Consider the following 18,590-nt stretch of genomic DNA (forward strand, 5'->3'; position numbering starts at 1 on the left):
AAGCCACAACGAGCGTTGCCAAAGCCCCTGTCAGACTGAGCGGAGCCGAAGTCCAAGCCACAACGAGCGTAGCCAAAGCCCCTGTCAGACTGAGCGGAGCCGAAGTCCAAGCCCAAAGCCACTGTCAGACTGAGCGGAGCCGAAGTCCGGGCCGCCGCACCAGCAGCGCCACATTCTCCACATGGTGCGTGTTCGGGAACATATCTACCGGCTGCACCTTTGTCACCTCATAATCTTCCGTCATTAGCGCCAAGTCCCTTGCTTGCGTAGCTGTATTGCAACTTACATACACAATGCGGTCCGGGGCTGCTTTCAGGATCGTTTCCACAACGGGCTGGTCCATTCCCGCGCGTGGCGGATCGGTGATGATTACGTCCGGCCTGCCGTGTTCCTGCAGGAAGCTTTCGTTCATAATGTTCCGCATATCGCCCGCAAAAAAGGCTGTGTTGGTAATGCCGTTCAATTCCGAATTTTTTCTCGCGTCCTGCACGGCTGCTTCCACATATTCAACACCCACAACCTTTTTTGCCCTGCGCGCTACGAAATTGGCAATGGTCCCGGTTCCCGTATAAAGGTCATAGACCGACTCATTGCCCGTCAAACCCGCAAACTCACGCGCTACGCTGAAAAGCTGGTAAGCCTGTTCCGAATTGGTCTGATAAAAAGATTTCGGACCAACAAGGAAGGTGAGATCTTCCATCGTCTCACGAATCGTGGTGTCGCCAGCATAATGGATCACTTCCTGATCCTGGTAAGAGTCATTTCCTTTCAGGTTCACAATGTAATTCAGGGAAGTAATTTCGCTGTGTGTTTTATGCAAATACTGCATCACCTGCTCAATGGCCTCGTCATTCTGCTCACCAAACTGCACAATCACCATTACATCACCCGAATTGGCTGTTCTCACCACCAGGTTCCTGAGCGTTCCCCTGTTGAAGCGGACGTCGTAATAAGGAATGTTATGCAGCTCGCCGAAATGATGCAACGAATTGCGGATCGTGTTGGACGGGTCCGGTTGCAGGTGACAATGGTCTACGGTAAATATTTTGTCAAAACGCTTGGGAACGTGAAAGCCGAGCGCATGCTTGGTAAATGTCGCACCGGAATCCATCTGCTCCTTCGTAAGCCAGCGCCAGTTGGAGAAAGTGAATTCAAGCTTGTTGCGATAATACTCTGTTTTTGGAGCAGCCAGAATTTCGTTGATGCTTACATTCTTAATGTGCCCGATCCGCTGGAAATGGTCTATAACCTGTTGTCTTTTAAATTTCAACTGATGCTCATATGCAATATGTTGCCATTTGCAACCGCCGCATACAACGTTATGCAGGCAATATGGGTCTGTCCTGAGAGGCGACTTTGAATGGATCTTCGTAACGATCGCCTCTTTAAGTTTTTTCTTGGTTTTTACTACTTGCAAATCAACTATGTCACCGGGAGCCACATTTCCTTCTACAAATATTACGCCGTCATCTGATTTAAATATACATTTGCCTTCTGCTGCAAAATCGGTAATTTCAACGTACTCATACTTGATATTCTTAACCATATTTCTTTTTTAAATTTCAAATTCCAAATCCTATAGGACAATTTCTACTCCCTTGTCAAGCCATGAAAAAACGGTACATCTTGTTCATGCTGATGCTGTTTGCCTTTACCAGAACCTATGCAACACACATTGTTGGCGGCCAGCTCTTTATTACGGAAAACAAAGACAATTATTACAACTATAACATCGGCTTAACGATGTATTTTGATGCGCTGAATGGCAATCCCGGTGCTGAGGACCCGGCTGTGAACATTTACGTCTTCCGAAAACGCGACAACCAGCCCATCGGCTATCTTCAAGCCCCAAAAATAGAACGAAAATCGGTCACCTATGCTAATCCGCAGTGCGGAATATCGTCGCTCGAAACATATATGATCACTTACAGCTCGTCGTTACGGCTGGAACCCAACGATTTCAGTGATCCGCAGGGTTATTATATGGTTTGGGACCGATGCTGCCGGAACGGAACGATCACGAACATTCAGGCACCGGGTGACGCCGGCAGCCTCTTTTATCTTGAATTTCCCCCGCTTTTCAAGAACAATGCAAATTTCAGGAACTCCTCCCCCATCTTCCCGGCAATAAAAGGCGACTATGCCTGCGTGAATTCTCCGTTTTTCTTTGATTTTGGTGGAAAGGACGCCGACGGCGACAGCCTTACTTACAAGCTGATCACCCCTATGCAGGGATTTTCAGACAAGGCTAATCCTAGTGTTGAAGCCCGAGGTTCCTCCAATTACCCGCGCCTTACGTGGCTTCCAGGCATATCGGAGGCCAACATTATTCCCGGGCCAAAACCTTTGACTGTTAATCCAAGAACAGGAATGTTATCCGTGACGCCGGGCAATGTCGGCCTTTATGTGTTCGCCGTGCAGGTGGATGAGTTCAGGAACGGTGTGAAAATCGGGACCCTTACACGGGATTTTCAACTTAAAGTCGTGGATTGCCCTAAAATGGACGCTCCGAAATTGTTGTTTAAACCCAAAGGCAAAAACACTTACTACAGGGAAAACGAAATTATTACCGTCAAAAAAGGCGATCCGAATTGCTTTGAAGTAATGGTTACCGATCCCACGGTCAACCAGATCATCCGTATCAATGGCCGGGCCGTTAATAATTCGAAAAACTATTTCACCATTCTGCCAGCCGAATTCAAGACGAAAGTTGCCAACGACACGCTCAAATTTGAAGTTTGCCTGGATGAATGCTTTGTAACCTACGACGAACGCCCGATCAAGATCGAGCTGATTGCAGAAGACGAAAGCTGCCCGGTTCCGCTGATGGACACGCTCAGCATTCTGATCCGTCGCGAAAGCAGCAGCAACAAATCGCCCGAAGTGACCACTTCCCTGCCCGGCCAGTATGTGCACGTGACAGCCGGTGTGCCGGTCGTTTTCACGGTGTATGGCACGGACATCGACAAGGACAGCATTGCCCTTTCCGGTCGCGGACAGGATTTCAATATGGTCGATGTGGCTATGGATTTCAAAGCCATCAGCGGCAAGGCGCAGATTCAGCAAACATTCAAATGGACGCCGCCGTGTAATGCAAAAAAAGGTGATACGCTGGCTGTGGATTTCAAGGTGGAAGACATGCGCTGTGTCGGCAATCCGCTGGCGGTTTCGAAGCCGGTGTATTTTGTCGTTAATGAATCGCCCAACACCCCGCCGCTGGTGGAAACATCGCTGGCAACACCAGAGATCACCTACACCATCGGAAGCAGCAGCGAGATAGTCTTCGACGTACTGGCCACAGATCCCGACACCAATACAATCAGCTTGGCGGCCGCCGGGCGCGGATTCAGCATTGGGGATGCCGGAATGAAGTTCGCCAACAAAACCGGTGTCAAAGAAGTAAGCTCTCCCTACGCCTGGTCACCCGAGTGTTCCATGCTCGATGGGCAGTCCGAAAAAGCCTTCATGATCGACTTCATCACCCAAGACAAAAGCTGCGCTGCAGCAAGCGACACAACGACGGTCAGGGTCATTGTGAAGGATGACACTTCGGACGTCGTTCCCGAATTTCCAAACGTGATCACACCCAACAATGACGGCAAAAATGACTGCTTTGTCTTAGAGGATTTACCTGCCGATAATTGTGTCAATCAGTTCAAAGATGTAACGATTTTTAACCGTTGGGGAAAGCAGGTTTATTATTCAAAAATCCGCAAAAACTGGTGCCCTGCCAGCATCTCCCAAGGCTACTATTACTACGTCGTGCAGTATACAAAAAAGTCTTTCAAAGGCGGGCTAACCATTCTTAAATAGAGGCTACAAACATTCTGTAAGTAACGAACATTCGATATGGCTGATACATTCTGATATATCGACTAGTAAGGAATGTTGGTTACATTATATATTAACTATACACTATTAACATTTAATAAGTTTGGTACTTTTTATATGTTTCCATATTATTATACTTTTCATACATTAAATAATGGGGAATATATAAGAGCTAATATTTAATTAAAGACATTTCAAACATTAGTTCATATTACTAAATATATACCATTTAATACTTTTTGTACATTTATAAAATAATCAATGAATTAAATGTATAATACTATCATCATTGACAATCAGCTAATTACAAGATAACGGTTCACATTAATGCCGATTAAGCTAATCTTTTTTGCTTTCTAAATTAAAACTCACAACCTTTATACTGTAACAACAAACATTACAGTAAATGAACAACGGACGGTTCGGTATCTCGGTGCATATCCTTTCCTTACTCGCTTTCGAAGGTGACGAATGGATTTCTTCTGAGTATTTGGCAGGCAGTGTTAATATAAATCCTGTGCTTATCCGGAAGGAGTTAGGCAACCTTCGCACCCATGGGCTCGTCGTTAGCAAGGAAGGTAAGGCAGGTGGCAGCAAGCTTGCAAGGCCGGCTGAATCTATTTTTCTATCCGAGATTTATGATGCCATACGGCAGAATGATCTGCTCGGAAAGAGCATTAATGCGCCCAATCCGGAGTGCCATGTAGGGCGGCAAATCAATGTATATCTGGACGCACTTTACACCGAAGCTGAGCTCGCATTAAGGAGCAATCTGGCAAAGAAATCACTGGCAGATTTCTGCCTCAATTTCGAGGATGAAAAGCTGACCATTTAGTCATTTACCACTGCCCAAAATCGTCCTTCTTTTTTTTCGAAAACAATTAACATTTAAACTCAAACGCAAGCATGAAAGTAGCATTAATCGGCGCAACAGGATTCGTAGGCGCTCCGCTTTTACAGGAATTGATTTCCCGTGGCCATGAAGTTGTCGCCATTGCCCGAAACATTGAAAAGATTCCAACCGACAGCGACCTGATCGTCCCCAAACAGGCTGACGTGCTCGACACCGAGGCAGTATCGCAAGCCGTTGCGGGCGTTGACGCCGTTATAAGCGCATACAATCCGGGCTGGACCAACCCCAACATTTATGCGGAATATCTCGAAGGAGCAGCTTCCATTCAGACCGGCGTTAAGCAGGCAGGCGTAAAAAGATTTCTGGTTATTGGCGGTGCAGGAAGTCTGGAAGTAGCACCAGGATTGCAATTGATCGACACACCTGATTTCCCGGAAGAATACAAAGCGGGCGCAGGAGCAGCGCGCAAATACCAGGGTGAGATTAAGTCGGAAAACGAATTAGATTGGACTTACCTAAGCCCCGCTATCGAAATGCATCCTGGTACATCGGGCAAAAGAACAGGCACATACAGAACATCTCTGGACACACCTGTCTTCAATGAAAAGAGAAGAAGTATCATTTCAGTAGAAGATTTGTCGGTTGCCGTTGTGGATGAGATCGAAACGCCGAAGCATATCAAGCAAAGGTTTACAGTTGCTTATTAGCTCATAATCTGAATACTAGCAAATTATAATGTATAGATAGTTTAAAATGTTACGTATTAACCTTATGTAAATAGCATTTAATTCTATCTATACATTCAATACAATTTAACAAACATTAAAAGTATTAAACAAACTAACCTTTTAATACATTTAATTAAAACTAATAACAATCGTACTTTTCTATTTACCCGATACATTACATCCTTTCTGAAAGATCTAAACTCATAATACATTCATCTCCGCTTCCTTTCCTAATATGCCTTAAAAATATCCAGTTTACCAGCGCGCAAATTTCGCGATTGAGCTCACATATTCTCGTGCAATAAGGCGAACGAACAAGCATTGGTTTTGAAGAAAAGTTAGGGCACTTGGGCAAGAATATTAGTGGAAAATAAAGTTCTTTGTACCCCATTTGCTGACACCAACTTCGTTCCAATGAAATACCGCATTACCGGTTTACTATTTGTTATTGCCCTATTAAGCAACTCGCAGGCCTACTCACAACGGTTCTTGATGGACCTCGTGGACACGACCAACCAGATGGGAAGAGGAATGTTGTCCATTTACGAGCGCTACAATCGCGTGCGGATCAGCGGATACATTCAGCCGCAGTTTCAATTCATCTCAAAAAAGGGTGCGGAAACTTATGGCGGCGGTAATTTTTCGGGCCAATCCAATAATCGATTTATGCTTCGGCGGGGCAGGCTTCGGGTAGATTATGCGCACCTGAATAAAAAGAACGAACCGACTTCATACTTCGTTTTCCAGTTTGACGGTACGGAGCGCGGCGTGGCGATCCGGGATTTTTGGGGAAGATTTTATGAGAACAAATTCAAAATATTCGCGCTGACCACGGGCATGTTCGCCAGGCCATTCGGCTATGAGGTGAATCTTTCGTCTGCCACTCGGGAAACGCCGGAGCGCGGAAGAATGTCCCAGATACTCATGCGGACGGAGCGGGACATCGGTGCCATGCTGACCGTGACGAGCCGCAATTCGGTGACCTGGCAGCAGAGACTCAAACTTGACCTGGGCGTGTTCAACGGCCAGGGAATGTCGGGGCCGGTGGATTACGACAGCCATAAAGATGTCATCGGCCGGCTTAGCGTCAAACCTTCGAAGGTGAGCGGCTTGGGCGGCGCGATTGTTTCCGGAGCAGTTTCCGGCTATGCAGGTGGGATTACCAGTCAGTCTGCCATATTATATCGTACGAAGGCGAATGCGGGCGAATACGCGATGGTACGCGACTCATCAGACAAGAATCTTTACAAGGTTGCGCCGCGAAACTATGCTGGCGCCGATTTTCAGATCTCTTTCCCAAACAGAAAAGGCGAAACGGAGTTTCGGCTGGAATACATTCGCGGCGATCAGACGGCCACACTTGCCAGCAGCGAAACGCCCGGCGTTTATCCCGTAACGAACGGAATAAAAGACCCGCTTTATACCCGGAATTTTGACGGCGCTTACTTTTACTTTTTACAGCATCTGGGCAGCCTGGAACATCAGTTTGTGATGAAATATGACTGGTATGACCCTAATAAGCGCGTTTCGGGCGCCGACATAACAGACGCCAGGGGTTTTAGCAAGTCTGATCTCCGCTATGATACGATTGGGATGGGTTATGTATACACCGCCAACGAATCGCTTAAATTTACCTTCTATTACGATTTTGTAAGAAATGAAAAATCTGCGTTAAAAGGTTTTGAAACGGATGTCTCAGATGATCTTTTCACCTGCCGGGTGCAGTATAATTTCTAGCTTCCAAAGCGCTCTGTAAGCACTTTCCGACGATATTCGAAGATTTGATTGACTTCATTTCTCACAAAAAGCGAATTAACCCAATCTCCCAGGAAACCAAAAGGAACCTTGTAATTCAGGATATCTTCCATCATTACACCGCCGGGAATGGCTGTAAAACGGTGCTGATGGTGCCAGAATGCATAGGGGCCAAAACGCTGTTCGTCCACAAAGTACTGTTTATCAGCCACATGCGTTATCTCTGTGCACCATTTTAAAGGAATACCAAGCACGGGCTTTACAATGTAACGAATGATCTGCCCCGCATACATTTCGCCGCCGTGATGCCTTGAAGTTACGACAAAGCCCATTTTGGCGGGGGTTATCTCTTTCAAGTTAGCCGGGTTTGAAAAAAACGACCAGGCTTCGTCGAGTGAAATGGGAAGATTTTGTTTGAAATATAATTCTTGCACGTCTAATCTAATTTATCCAAAACTACATACGCTAAAATACGCGTATCAGACCAAAAAAAGGTTTGTTGGCATGATTTTCTCTGTGTTTTGGCATGACCTAATTCCGAAATTATGAACAGAAAACAGATTGCAACTACATCCACATCCATCTATGCCAGTCCTTCGGCTGTTTGGAAGGCTTTAATAGATCCCGAAATTGTTAAACAATATATGTACGGCGCGGAAGTGTACTCTGACTGGCACGTTGGCAGCCCGATCGTTTACCGGGGCGTGTGGGACGGCACACCTTATGAAGATAAAGGCACAATTCTGGAAATTATTCCCGAGCGCGTTTTGAGCTTCTCATATTGGAGCCCGCTCTCCGGAACGGATGATTTTGAGGACAACTACGCGCACGTAACGTATCACATTTCAGAATACGACGACGAAACGACGCTTACCATTACGCAGGATAATCTGGAAACCGAAGAAGCAGTGGTTGCAGCTGAGGGCAACTGGATGAAAGTAGTCGGAGAGATTAAACGAATCCTCGAAGGAGAACGGAAACACGTCCTTTAAAGCATTAGCAAAAGGCCAATCCGGCTTGATCCAAACCGGATTGGCTTAGTATTTCTATAACTTCATGCTGAGAGCAATGCGCTTTCTTGCTAAATCCACCTCAGTTACCTTCACACTCACAATCTGCTGTAACTTCACCACTTCGTTAGGATCTTTAATAAATTTATCCGCCATCTGCGAGACGTGAACAAGCCCGTCCTGCTTCACACCAACATCGACAAATGCGCCGAACGCAGTAATGTTGGTAACAATGCCAGGTAAGACCATTCCTACTTTCAAATCTTCCGGCTTGCGGACTGAGCTATCAAATTCAAATTGCTTCATGCCCTCGCGCGGATCGCGTGATGGTTTTTCCAGTTCCAGCAGAATGTCTTTTAATGTCGGCAGCCCTACTGAATCCGAAATATATTTTTCAGGTTTGATCTGCTTCCTTAATTCAGGCTTTTGCATCAGATCCTTCACATTGGCGCCGACATCCTTAGCCATTTGGCCCACAACGTCATAACGTTCGGGGTGTACTGCGCTGTTATCCAATGGATTAGCACCATTCTCGATCCTAAGAAAGCCAGCAGCCTGCTCAAATGCTTTTGCTCCGAGGCGCGGCACCTTCAATAATTGCTGTCTCGATTTAAAGTCACCGTTTTTAGCCCTAAAATCCACGATATTCTGCGCCAGGGACGTTCCCAGGCCAGAAACGTAACGCAAAAGATGCTTACTTGCCGTGTTGAGATTTACGCCTACGGAATTTACGCAGCTTTCCACGACTGTATCCAAAGCATTTCGCAATGAATTCTGGTCTACATCGTGCTGATACTGACCAACCCCGATCGATTTAGGATCAATTTTAACCAACTCCGCCAGCGGATCCATCAGCCGCCGGCCAATCGAGACAGAGCCCCGAACGGTTACATCTTTGTCCGGAAACTCTTCGCGTGCCACATCCGATGCTGAATAAATAGAAGCACCCTGCTCGCTTACCATGAACAAACCAACCTCATCCGACTTGCCTGCATTTGTCAAAAGCTTGCGCACGAAATCCTCCGTTTCCCTCCCGGCCGTTCCGTTGCCGACTGCAATCGCCTCGACCTTCCATTTCTGGATCAGGTCCGAGAGTTTCCCGTTTGCATCTGCGGGTTTGTCAAAAGGATAAATCACCAGGTCTGCAACCAGATTTCCCTGGCTATCCAGCACCACGACTTTGCAGCCCGTACGGTAACCCGGATCAATCGCCAAAACGCTTTTTTGTCCCAGTGGTGACGCCAGCAACAATTGTCGCAGGTTTTCGGTAAACACTTGTATAGCAGCAATGTCCGCCTTCTCTTTTGAAAGATTGGCGAATTCTGTTTCAATGGATGGTTTCAAAAGTCGCTTGTAACTATCTGAAATCGCCAGCTCCATTTGCGTCAAAACAGCTGGCGGGCCTTTGCGGAAAAGGCGGTCCAACGCTTCAATGGCCTGATCCTCGTCCGGCGAGATCGTCACATTCAAAATCCCCTCTTCTTCGCCGCGGCGGATTGCCAGCAACCTGTGCGAAGGAATTCGCGACAATGGCTCGGAAAAATCGAAATAGTCGCGGTATTTGACGCTTTCTTCTTCTTTTTTCTTTTTAACCTTAGAAGTAATGATGCCACCGCGCTGGAAAAGATTACGAATGCGGGTCCGCGAATCCGGGTTTTCATTGATCCATTCCGCTATAATATCCCTGGCGCCCTGCAAGGCATCATCTGCTGTCGGCACCTGGTCATTCAGAAACGAAGCTGCCTTCCGCTCCGGATCCGACTCTTTACCCGTAAAAATTAGCTGCGCAAGCGGTTCCAAACCACGTTCGATGGCAATGCCCGCCCGTGTCTTTCTTTTTTGCTTGTAGGGTAAATAAATGTCTTCCAGTTCGACAATTGTAAACACACCGGCCAGCTGCTTGCGAAGCTCCGGGGTTAGTTTTCCCTGCTCCTCGATGCTTTTTAAAATAGCTTCACGCCGTTTTTCAACTTCCAGCTGCTTTTGCCAGGCATCTTTGATCGCACCGATCTGCACCTCATCCAGCCCACCCGTAGCCTCTTTCCGGTAACGCGAAATAAATGGCAACGTCGCCCCTTCTTCAAAAAGTTGAATGGTATTCTTGACCTGTTTCTCAGAAATGGACGTCTGCTGGGCTATATAGGGGAAATTCATTGGATTGAAATACGCTTTTTGTGAAATCGATTTTCGAAGATTCTTTCCGCAAATAAAGCAGATATTCGTAGATTTAGTGACTTTAACTTTCCTACCCTATGCCCGTTTTCATGGAATTCCTGCGCCGAAATGGCGCCAGCTCACTTTTGCTGCTCCTTACATTAGCGCCATTTTTTGCCAAGGCACAATCTGATTTCAAAGTAATCGCATTCTTCACCGGAAAGAATGATAAGGCGCACATCAGTTTTGTTGGTGAGGCTAACAGACGCTTTCCTGAAATGGCGCGGGAGAATCATTTTACTTATGATACAACCAGTAACTGGAACAATTTAAATGCATCATTTCTGGCTGAATACCAGGTTGTTTTGTTTTTAGACACAAGGCCGGAGACGCCCGAACAGCGGGAAGCATTTCAAAAATATATGGAAAAAGGAGGTGGCTGGCTGGGTTTTCACTTCTCGGCATTCGCATTGACGCCATCGGCTTATCCACAGAACTGGGATTGGTATCACAACGAATTCCTTGGTTCCGGACAGTATAAAAGCAACACCTGGCGGCCAACTTCTGCTATTTTAAAAGTTGAGGATGCCAAAAGCCCTGTCACAAACAGGCTGCCTGGGACATTTAAAGCATCGCCAAACGAATGGTATCGTTGGGAAAAAGAGCTGAAAGCGAACCCGGACATTCAGATCCTGCTATCAATTGACCCGGCCAGCTTTCCGCTCGGAACCGGTCCCAAACAGCACGAAATCTGGCATAGCGGCTATTATCCAGTGGTTTGGACAAATAAAAAATATAAGATGGTGTATATGAATATGGGGCACAATGACATTGACTACGAGAACAAAACAAACAAGGAACTCTCGTTTACTTTTGACAATCCCATTCAGAACCAGTTGATACTGAACAGCATACTATGGCTGGGGCAGAAGAACAAAAAGCATGGAAATTAACGCTTATACATTAAGCAAATTCCTGCAACAATGGTTAAGGTAAAAACCCCATTCTTGCAGGAATTAAAAAGCTGGTCGAAAAGAACTGGATATCAGGGATTTTCGGATTCGATCTCCCCTACTTCCCGCTCGTCCGTTTCCTCGGCGGGCTCGTCGGTATCAAATCTGTTGCCTGTGCTTACCTCGGGGGCATCAGCGCCGGGCACGTCCGGTGTTGGATTCATAGGGCCCATTTGACCTGGTTCACCGTAACTGGGCACCGGTTGCTGCCTGGGTTGTCTATCGACCGTTTCATCGTCGAGCTTCTCTTCCCGTTTGTCTGTCTGGGATTTCATAATGATCAGTTTAATTTGCTTTGACATTGCAAAAAACCGTGCCTTACCGCATGATGTTTACTTCTTTTGCATAAGGGCCATATAAAATCCATCCGTTCCGTCCTTAGCAACGGATGTGCGGTGCGCGGAGATGAACTTCCACTCCCGCTTATTGGCTTTCATAAACCGTTTCACCTGATCTTCGGACTCCGAAGGAAGCACGCTGCAGGTGGCGTAGACCATCTTGCCACCAGGCTTTACCATTTGACTATAATGGTTCAAAATTTGCCACTGCACTTTTTTTATTTCTTCCAAAAATTGCGGTTTCAGCTTCCATTTTGAGTCGGGATTTCTTCTTAATACACCCAGGCCGGAGCAAGGAACGTCCAGCAAAAGCCTGTCTGCCGTTCCCGCAAGCGCCTCAAACAGCTTGTCAGAAGAGATCATCATGGTTTGCAGGTTTTGGACACCATTCCGCCCCGCTCTTTTTTCGAGTTCGATCAGCTTATGATGCTCAATGTCCATCGCAAGGATAGAACCTTCATTTTGCAACAGCGACGCAATGTGCAACGTTTTCCCGCCGGCACCTGCGCAAGCATCAATAACGCTAAGGCCTGGATGAATGTCCAGATAAGGCGCAATCAATTGTGATCCAGCGTCCTGGACTTCAAAAAACCCTTGCTTAAATGCGTCGTGATTCAGGATGTTCTGGCGTTTTTTTAAAACCAGCGCGTCCGGAATGCCTGTAATTTCGGTCGCTCCGTCCTCACCGAAAACTTCCTTGACGGCAGCAACATTGCTTTTTAGCGTATTTACCCGAATTACAACAGGCGCCTGCTGATTCAGTGCAGCCAGTTCTGCATCCCAGTCGTCTCCCAGTTCCGCTTCGCCAATGGCATCGATCCAGTCCGGAACAGACTGCGCAATTTTTCGTACGGTGAGTCCTTCTTCATATCGCACTAATACATTTTCAGCATTAATATCCTCAAATTCGGGCCATTCCGGCAATTGGCCGTCATCTTCCGTGTGAAGGTGCAGGGGTTTTATAATTTGCCAAACGCCCACAATTTTCCAGAACTCCTCGGGTTCAGAAACCTTCTCAATGTCCGCTGCAAATTTTACAAGGCGCCACCAGCGCACGATTTCATAGGTGTTACCGGCGATAAAAGCACGGTCCCGGGCACCCCATTTCTTATTTGTTTTCAAAAGCTGCTCCACAACGCGGTCAGCCTGGCGGTTTTTAACAAATATGTGCTGCAAGGCTTCGACCGTTGCGGCAACCAATCCTTTATATAGTTTCAAAATATCCGGGTTAAACAAATGCACGTTTGAAGCGGTAAAATTGGCAATGTCTTGCGTACAAAACAATATCTGAATGCAAAGGCATGGTTTTTAAACCCTTCTGTTTATGGACAGCTATATCATTACGCTCACAGTTATAGGGATTGCGGTCCTTGGAATGGCTTGGATGCCTTCCTTCACAAAGCAAACAGGGATTTCGGATTCCGTCGTCTATGTTGTGCTGGGCGTAATCGTTTATCAGCTTTTGGATGTTCTGCCCATCCCTAATCCGGTGATTTTCAATGTGCAAACCATTCATTTGACTGAAATGGTCGTCGTGATCTCGCTTATGGGCACCGGTTTGAAAATCGATAAGCCTTTCTCATTCAAATCCTGGGCCGTTCCATTCCGCATGCTTACCATCACAATGGTGCTTTGCATTGCTTCCGTAACCTTCATTGCCTACTATTTCCTGCGTTTCGATCTTGCTTCCGCATTGCTATTGGGGTCGGTTTTAGCGCCCACAGACCCTGTTCTGGCGGCCGATGTGCAGGTTGGGCCGCCTATGGAGCAAGTTAGGGATGAGGTGCGTTTTTCGCTTACTGCCGAAGCCGGAATGAATGATGGCATGGCTTTCCCATTCACCTGGCTGGCTATTTTTCTCGCTGGGTCTGCAACGGGTGATTTTCGCGAATTTACCTGGGAATGGTTTAGGGTTGACTTTGCTTTCAAAATCATTGTTGGGACCGGATTAGGCTTACTGCTCGGCAGGATCCTGGCTTATATAATCTTTAATTTCTCCGAAAAGCGCAAGTCAATTGACCTCAATGATGGCTTTATTGCTGTTGCTGCGGCGCTGGCGATATTTGGCATCGTCGAGCTGCTGGGCGGGTATGGCTTTATTGCCGTTTTCGTAGCTGCTGTAACGATGCGTAACTACGAGCTGAACCACCAGTTCCACAAAGACCTTCATAGTTTCTCAGACCAGACGGAACGAATCCTGGTTGCTATTGTGCTGCTCATTTTCGGTGGAAGCCTTGTACACGGAATTTTGGATCATCTGACCTGGCAATATGCATTGCTATCCTTATTTTTCTTATTGATCATCAGGCCCGTTTCATCATTAATAGCGTTGATTGGCACAAATTTGCATTTCAAGGAACGAATGGGCATAGGATTTTACGGCATCCGCGGCGTTGGTTCCTTCTATTATCTTGCTTTCGCGTTAAGTAAAGAGCCGTTTTTAATGGATAAGGAACTATGGTCAACCGTATCATTCATCGTGTTGCTCTCTGTCGCGATGCACGGATTAACGGCAACACACGTCATGTCAAGTCTCGAAAAGAAGTTTTCAAAATCAGTTTAATGCTGTCCAACTTCACAAATATTACTAATAGATGTTTTGAGGCAATCTAACATCGAACGTGGTGCCTTTTCCGACGATGGAATGAATCTCCATTTCGCCTTCCAGGCTGTCGATGAGATGTTTCACCAATGCTAATCCGAATCCGAAGCCCTGCTCACCACTGGTGCCGCCCGTAGAGGATGCATTGCCGGTCATGATACTCTCCACGCTGGCAGCGGTCATACCTACACCTGTATCACTTACGGATATGAGCAAAGTGGGCATTTCCAATGTTATAGCGAGTTTCAGATCCACCGTGATGGTGCCGCCAACCGGCGTGAATTTGATGGCATTCGAGATCAGGTTACCCGTTATTTGCAGCAATTTATTTTTAGAGAATGCTACATTTTCCGTCAGGCTGCTAGTTTCAACATTCAAAAAGACCTTTTTATGTTTAGCCTGGGGCTCATATAATTTGAGAAGCTTTTCTTTAAAAAGAATCAGGTTAAAACGGTTGGTATCCAGGACGGCGCCTTCGGGAACAGCCGTCTTCTTCTCTTTATGTGAATCCAGGATCTCTTCGGCCAGATCGAGGATCGAATTTCCGCTTTTATGGATCAGATTTACAAATTCGAGCACTTCGTCCATCTGATTTTCGTCACCCTGGTCCTTAATGATCTGAGCCAGTCCAACGATCCCGCCCAGCGGCCCGCGAATGTCGTGTGCGACTTTTTTCTGGGTTTGTTTCGCCTCGGTGAGCTTTGCACGAAGGTCTTCCAGCACCTTATGCGTTTTCAGCCGGCTCACGATCTCATCAGCAATGATCTTCATGAGTTCAACTTTTTCTGGATCAAGCGCTCTTCGTTCTGTATCCAGTACGCATAATGCGCCAATTTGCAGTCCTTTGCTGGTTTTGAGCGGGACGCCGTAATAATAACGCACACTCGGACCTCCCGTTACATAAAATTTGTCCTTGAACCGGTCGTCCTGAGAAAGATCCGCAACTTCAAACTGCTCGGTTTCCATGATGGTATACTGACAAACCGAATCCTCACGAAGCATCTGATCCAGATCCAAACCATAGTTGGAAATGGTCCATTGTGTCAATGAATCGATGAGGTTAACCAGCGAAATAGACGTTCCCGTCACTTTGGCCGCAAGCTTGGCCAGGTCTTTAAATGTGTCTTGGTGATCCGAATAATCAAGGTCAAAATCTGAAAGGCTGAATAACCTTTCCATTTCGTTTTCCGGAACAGGAGGTCGATTTTCCATGAATAAATATTAGGCTGGTTTACTGCTTCGAATATAGTTACAAAACGTGAGTTGACTAGTATTAATACTAAGCTCATAACACAGAAGCTGTCAAACACGACTTTTATATCCATAACCTGCAATCACCCAATTAACCCGCTGATAAGATACGGCTACAAAGTCCCTAGCCTTAAACCAGTTTGTTATGTCTTGGAATAATTCAGTTTTACATATGGATGAAGTGTTGTATATTGTGCCTGGCTCTGGGAAAGAGTAATGTGATTTATTCTAGTCATGAAAATAGAAATAAAAATCTAACAGCGTTAAGCCAAATATTTAACAATGTTAGAATAATTATCATTAATCGAAATGTGCGAAAATAAGCCAGGAAAGGCATTATCAACAAAAAACCTCTTTTAGTTACAAAAAATTTAATTTTGAGGCATTTAGTATAATTTTAAGACTTCTGACATCAACGAACCATTTAGAGACTGATCAGCATTCCAATGTATAAAATTACTTTTACAATATTTTTTGCGCTTGTCGTATCTTTTGCTTTTGGTCAATCTGCGCCAGGTGATAAAATTTTGGGGGAATGGGTGAATGAAGAAAAAGACACGCGCATTGAGATCTATAAAAACGGAAATTCTTACTCCGGGAAACTCATTTGGGCGCAAAAATTAATGGAAGCTGACGGTCAGACGCAACGCAAGGATGTCAATAATACCAATGAAAAACTCCGGACGAGAAGTGTTCTGAATATTGATCTTTTACACGACTTCATATACAGCGAAGGAATATGGGATGAGGGGAAAATGTATGATCCCAAAAGCGGGAAAACATACAGCTGCCTGATGAAACTCAGAACTGAAAAACTGGAAATCCGCGGCTACGTAGGAATTCCGCTGCTGGGCCGTTCCACATATTGGGAACGCGTGCTGTAAGCAGCAATGGCATGGATATTTAACCTTCACAGGTGCGTTGCTATCCGCAAGGAAAGCGTCGCTAATGTGTTCTGAGGGAATACAAAAGGTAAACCCGATGTTCTCGACTAAATAGCCATCACGCGTATGAAGCATATAAAATTAGGGATATTGGACCAATCGGTTGTGAGACAGGGCGCTACGGTCCAGGATGCCATCAATGAGACCATTGCCACTGCAAAGCTTGCCGAAGAACTTGGATACAGCCGTTTCTGGGTTTCCGAACATCATAACTCAACATTTATAGCAGGATCCACACCAGAAGTGCTGATGGTGAAACTGGCGGATTCTACAAACCATATCCGCATCGGGTCAGGAGGCATTATGCTTCCCAATCACAGTGCATTGAAAGTGGCCGAGAATTTCCGGATGCTCGAAACACTTTTCCCGGGGCGCATCGACCTGGGAATGGGCCGCGCGCCTGGCACGGACAGGATCACATCCTCACTCTTGAATCCCTCCAACGATTTCAGTGAAAGTAGTTATTTGCGTCAGTTGGAGCATTTACAGCATTTCTTCCGGGATACGGCAGGGACGGAACGTGGTTTTATTTATGCAGCCCCACAGTCCCCTACCATTCCTATGCAATGGATCCTGAGTTCCAGCGGGGGCAGCAGCAACATTGCTGCGCGATTTGGGATGGGATTGGCTGTCGCTAAATTTATCAATGGGTTCGTAAAGCCGGATGTGATTGAAACATATCGCAAAAACTTCCGTCCGTCGGATCAATATGCGCAGCCGCATGCCCTGCTTTCTGTATTTGTCCTTTGCGGCGAAACAGAGGAAAAGGCGCTTGAAATGCGCAAAATGATGGATTACATTCTGATCGAATTTGAGAAAGGAAAATTCGGGCCTTTCCCGGATGTGGAAACGGTGAAAAAATACAGGTTTACCGAGGGCGAGCTTGAACGACTCCGTTACAACAGCGGAAGGATTGTATCCGGCACAAAAGACGACGTCAAAGAGCAGCTTACCAAGCTTGCCAACGACTTTGATGTGGATGAAATTATCATTTCCACCATGGCCGACAGCAATGAAAACCGCATACGGTCATTTGAGTTAATTTCTGAGGCATTTAATTTGAGAGAACCGGTCCAATAAGTTTATTTTTGTGGCAAATCCGTTAGCCAGCCACAAAATGAACCGTTTCGACCGCATTACTGCCATACTTATTCAGCTCCAATCGCGCAAAATTGTAAAGGCGCAGGATCTCGCAGAGCGGTTTGAAATTAGTTTACGGACCGTATACCGGGATATCAGCTCGTTGGCAGAGGCAGGCGTGCCTATTATCGGGGAGGCAGGCGTGGGCTATTCTATCATGGATGGTTACCGCCTGCCTCCTGTCATGTTCACGAAAGAGGAAGCGCGGACATTCATCACGGCCGAAAAGCTGATGGAAAAATTCACGGACCTTTCGACGCAATCGCAATATCAGTCGGCAATGTTCAAAATCAAGTCGGTGTTGCGGAGCAGTGAAAAATCAATGGTGGAAACGCTTGAAAACCATATTGAGGTCAGGCAATCGGCCAAGCCGTTTTATGGGGAGGACAGCAATACGCTGGACATTCTGCTTAAAAGCATTACTGAAAGGAAGATTACCAAAATCAATTACAACTCGCTCGGCTTTCAGGACCTGACGGAACGCGTTATCGAGCCGGTCGGGATTTATCATGAAAATGATTATTGGTACACCATTGCCTATTGCCATTTACGCAACAATTACCGCAATTTCCGCTCCGACCGTATCCTTAAAATTGAACTGACCGACAAAGATTTCCAGCATAAGCACGCGCCGTTAAAGGATTTTCTTTCGCAGTCGTGGGACACCAAAAACCTGCGGCTGATCCGGATCAAAATCGACAAAAACAAATCACATTACATTCGCAATCAAAAGTATTATTACGGTTTCGTTTCCGAGACCGTGACCGACGATGGCATTGAAATGAGCTTTTTGTCCGCCTCGCTGGACGCTTTCGCACTATGGTATCTGATGCTCGCCACAAGCGCGTGCATTCTCGAACCGGAGAGCCTGAAAGACAAAGTAAGGGCATTGCTGGCTCAGATTTCGGAGAAGCTGACCCATTGATAGCTATGAAAAAAGTTTTTTTATTGGTAAAATGATAAAAATTGTG

General features: G+C 46.1%; 16 protein-coding genes. 10 read left to right on the forward strand and 6 right to left on the reverse strand.

The window, feature by feature from the left end; genetic code table 11:
- Positions 1 to 124: 124 nt before the first annotated feature.
- On the reverse strand, positions 125 to 1,546 hold the full coding sequence (rlmD, locus tag LZG74_RS20735) for a 23S rRNA (uracil(1939)-C(5))-methyltransferase RlmD (protein WP_233798403.1): 1,422 nt from the start codon (positions 1,544 to 1,546) through the stop codon (positions 125 to 127).
- 62 nt (positions 1,547 to 1,608) lie between these two features.
- On the opposite strand from rlmD, the gene LZG74_RS20740 reads away from it, so the two are divergent.
- The 4 genes from LZG74_RS20740 (at position 1,609) to LZG74_RS20755 (ending at position 7,149) form a co-directional block, all read left to right on the forward strand.
- Positions 1,609 to 3,813 carry a gliding motility-associated C-terminal domain-containing protein gene (locus LZG74_RS20740; protein WP_233798404.1) on the forward strand — a complete coding sequence of 735 codons (2,205 nt, stop codon included), beginning with the start codon at positions 1,609 to 1,611 and terminating at the stop codon, positions 3,811 to 3,813.
- A gap of 424 nt (positions 3,814 to 4,237) precedes the next feature.
- Complete coding sequence (locus LZG74_RS20745) at positions 4,238 to 4,666, forward strand: Rrf2 family transcriptional regulator (RefSeq protein ID WP_233798405.1); 429 nt, start codon at positions 4,238 to 4,240, stop codon at positions 4,664 to 4,666.
- Positions 4,667 to 4,737: 71 nt separating this feature from the next.
- On the forward strand, positions 4,738 to 5,391 hold the full coding sequence (locus LZG74_RS20750) for an NAD(P)-dependent oxidoreductase (RefSeq protein ID WP_233798406.1): 654 nt from the start codon (positions 4,738 to 4,740) through the stop codon (positions 5,389 to 5,391).
- 435 nt (positions 5,392 to 5,826) lie between these two features.
- A complete protein-coding gene (locus LZG74_RS20755; RefSeq protein WP_233798407.1) occupies positions 5,827 to 7,149 on the forward strand; it encodes a porin in 1,323 nt (440 codons plus the stop codon).
- Here the strand turns inward: LZG74_RS20755 and LZG74_RS20760 are convergent.
- Positions 7,146 to 7,601: an SRPBCC family protein gene (locus LZG74_RS20760; protein ID WP_233798408.1), complete on the reverse strand. Its 456-nt coding sequence runs from the start codon at positions 7,599 to 7,601 to the stop codon at positions 7,146 to 7,148. The genes LZG74_RS20755 and LZG74_RS20760 overlap by 4 nt on opposite strands.
- A gap of 111 nt (positions 7,602 to 7,712) precedes the next feature.
- Here LZG74_RS20760 and LZG74_RS20765 point away from each other — a divergent pair, with 111 nt between their 5' ends.
- Positions 7,713 to 8,159, forward strand: coding sequence for an SRPBCC domain-containing protein (locus LZG74_RS20765; protein ID WP_233798409.1), 447 nt, complete (start codon positions 7,713 to 7,715; stop codon positions 8,157 to 8,159).
- Between the two features lie 54 nt (positions 8,160 to 8,213).
- On the opposite strand, the gene LZG74_RS20770 is transcribed toward LZG74_RS20765, so the two are convergent.
- Complete coding sequence (locus tag LZG74_RS20770; protein ID WP_233798410.1) at positions 8,214 to 10,331, reverse strand: Tex family protein; 2,118 nt, start codon at positions 10,329 to 10,331, stop codon at positions 8,214 to 8,216.
- A gap of 98 nt (positions 10,332 to 10,429) precedes the next feature.
- On the opposite strand from LZG74_RS20770, the gene LZG74_RS20775 reads away from it, so the two are divergent.
- Positions 10,430 to 11,284, forward strand: coding sequence for a ThuA domain-containing protein (locus LZG74_RS20775; protein WP_233798411.1), 855 nt, complete (start codon positions 10,430 to 10,432; stop codon positions 11,282 to 11,284).
- A 92-nt stretch (positions 11,285 to 11,376) separates the two neighbouring features.
- Here the strand turns inward: LZG74_RS20775 and LZG74_RS20780 are convergent, their stop codons facing one another.
- Entirely contained in the window at positions 11,377 to 11,619 is a 243-nt protein-coding gene (locus LZG74_RS20780) for a hypothetical protein (protein WP_233798412.1), read from the reverse strand.
- A 57-nt stretch (positions 11,620 to 11,676) separates the two neighbouring features.
- Complete coding sequence (locus LZG74_RS20785) at positions 11,677 to 12,900, reverse strand: RsmB/NOP family class I SAM-dependent RNA methyltransferase (protein ID WP_233798413.1); 1,224 nt, start codon at positions 12,898 to 12,900, stop codon at positions 11,677 to 11,679.
- 106 nt (positions 12,901 to 13,006) lie between these two features.
- Between LZG74_RS20785 and LZG74_RS20790 the strand changes: the two genes are divergently transcribed.
- On the forward strand, positions 13,007 to 14,245 hold the full coding sequence (locus tag LZG74_RS20790; protein WP_233798414.1) for a sodium:proton antiporter: 1,239 nt from the start codon (positions 13,007 to 13,009) through the stop codon (positions 14,243 to 14,245).
- Between the two features lie 24 nt (positions 14,246 to 14,269).
- On the opposite strand, the gene LZG74_RS20795 is transcribed toward LZG74_RS20790, so the two are convergent.
- On the reverse strand, positions 14,270 to 15,496 hold the full coding sequence (locus LZG74_RS20795; RefSeq protein WP_233798415.1) for a GAF domain-containing sensor histidine kinase: 1,227 nt from the start codon (positions 15,494 to 15,496) through the stop codon (positions 14,270 to 14,272).
- Positions 15,497 to 15,981: 485 nt separating this feature from the next.
- On the opposite strand from LZG74_RS20795, the gene LZG74_RS20800 reads away from it, so the two are divergent.
- From LZG74_RS20800 to LZG74_RS20810, 3 genes are all read left to right on the forward strand, one after another.
- Positions 15,982 to 16,419, forward strand: coding sequence for a DUF2147 domain-containing protein (locus LZG74_RS20800; protein WP_233798416.1), 438 nt, complete (start codon positions 15,982 to 15,984; stop codon positions 16,417 to 16,419).
- A gap of 126 nt (positions 16,420 to 16,545) precedes the next feature.
- Positions 16,546 to 17,559 carry an LLM class flavin-dependent oxidoreductase gene (locus LZG74_RS20805; protein WP_233798417.1) on the forward strand — a complete coding sequence of 338 codons (1,014 nt, stop codon included), beginning with the start codon at positions 16,546 to 16,548 and terminating at the stop codon, positions 17,557 to 17,559.
- A gap of 37 nt (positions 17,560 to 17,596) precedes the next feature.
- Positions 17,597 to 18,544, forward strand: coding sequence for a YafY family protein (locus LZG74_RS20810; protein WP_233798418.1), 948 nt, complete (start codon positions 17,597 to 17,599; stop codon positions 18,542 to 18,544).
- Positions 18,545 to 18,590: the final 46 nt, after the last annotated feature.

Origin of the sequence: Dyadobacter sp. CY327, from assembly GCF_021390415.1 — a bacterium.
In the GTDB taxonomy this organism is placed as follows: Bacteria; Bacteroidota; Bacteroidia; order Cytophagales; family Spirosomataceae; genus Dyadobacter; species Dyadobacter chenhuakuii.

Excerpts from the sequence above, each read along its gene's own strand:
- rlmD (WP_233798403.1), bottom strand. The coding sequence starts at position 1,546 with ATGGTTAAGAATATCAAGTATGAGTACGTTGAAATTACCGATTTTGCA.
- LZG74_RS20740 (WP_233798404.1), top strand. The coding sequence starts at position 1,609 with ATGAAAAAACGGTACATCTTGTTCATGCTGATGCTGTTTGCCTTTACC.
- LZG74_RS20745 (WP_233798405.1), top strand. The coding sequence starts at position 4,238 with ATGAACAACGGACGGTTCGGTATCTCGGTGCATATCCTTTCCTTACTC.
- LZG74_RS20750 (WP_233798406.1), top strand. The coding sequence starts at position 4,738 with ATGAAAGTAGCATTAATCGGCGCAACAGGATTCGTAGGCGCTCCGCTT.
- LZG74_RS20755 (WP_233798407.1), top strand. The coding sequence starts at position 5,827 with ATGAAATACCGCATTACCGGTTTACTATTTGTTATTGCCCTATTAAGC.
- LZG74_RS20765 (WP_233798409.1), top strand. The coding sequence starts at position 7,713 with ATGAACAGAAAACAGATTGCAACTACATCCACATCCATCTATGCCAGT.
- LZG74_RS20770 (WP_233798410.1), bottom strand. The coding sequence starts at position 10,331 with ATGAATTTCCCCTATATAGCCCAGCAGACGTCCATTTCTGAGAAACAG.
- LZG74_RS20775 (WP_233798411.1), top strand. The coding sequence starts at position 10,430 with ATGCCCGTTTTCATGGAATTCCTGCGCCGAAATGGCGCCAGCTCACTT.
- LZG74_RS20780 (WP_233798412.1), bottom strand. The coding sequence starts at position 11,619 with ATGAAATCCCAGACAGACAAACGGGAAGAGAAGCTCGACGATGAAACG.
- LZG74_RS20790 (WP_233798414.1), top strand. The coding sequence starts at position 13,007 with ATGGACAGCTATATCATTACGCTCACAGTTATAGGGATTGCGGTCCTT.
- LZG74_RS20795 (WP_233798415.1), bottom strand. The coding sequence starts at position 15,496 with ATGGAAAATCGACCTCCTGTTCCGGAAAACGAAATGGAAAGGTTATTC.
- LZG74_RS20800 (WP_233798416.1), top strand. The coding sequence starts at position 15,982 with ATGTATAAAATTACTTTTACAATATTTTTTGCGCTTGTCGTATCTTTT.
- LZG74_RS20805 (WP_233798417.1), top strand. The coding sequence starts at position 16,546 with ATGAAGCATATAAAATTAGGGATATTGGACCAATCGGTTGTGAGACAG.
- LZG74_RS20810 (WP_233798418.1), top strand. The coding sequence starts at position 17,597 with ATGAACCGTTTCGACCGCATTACTGCCATACTTATTCAGCTCCAATCG.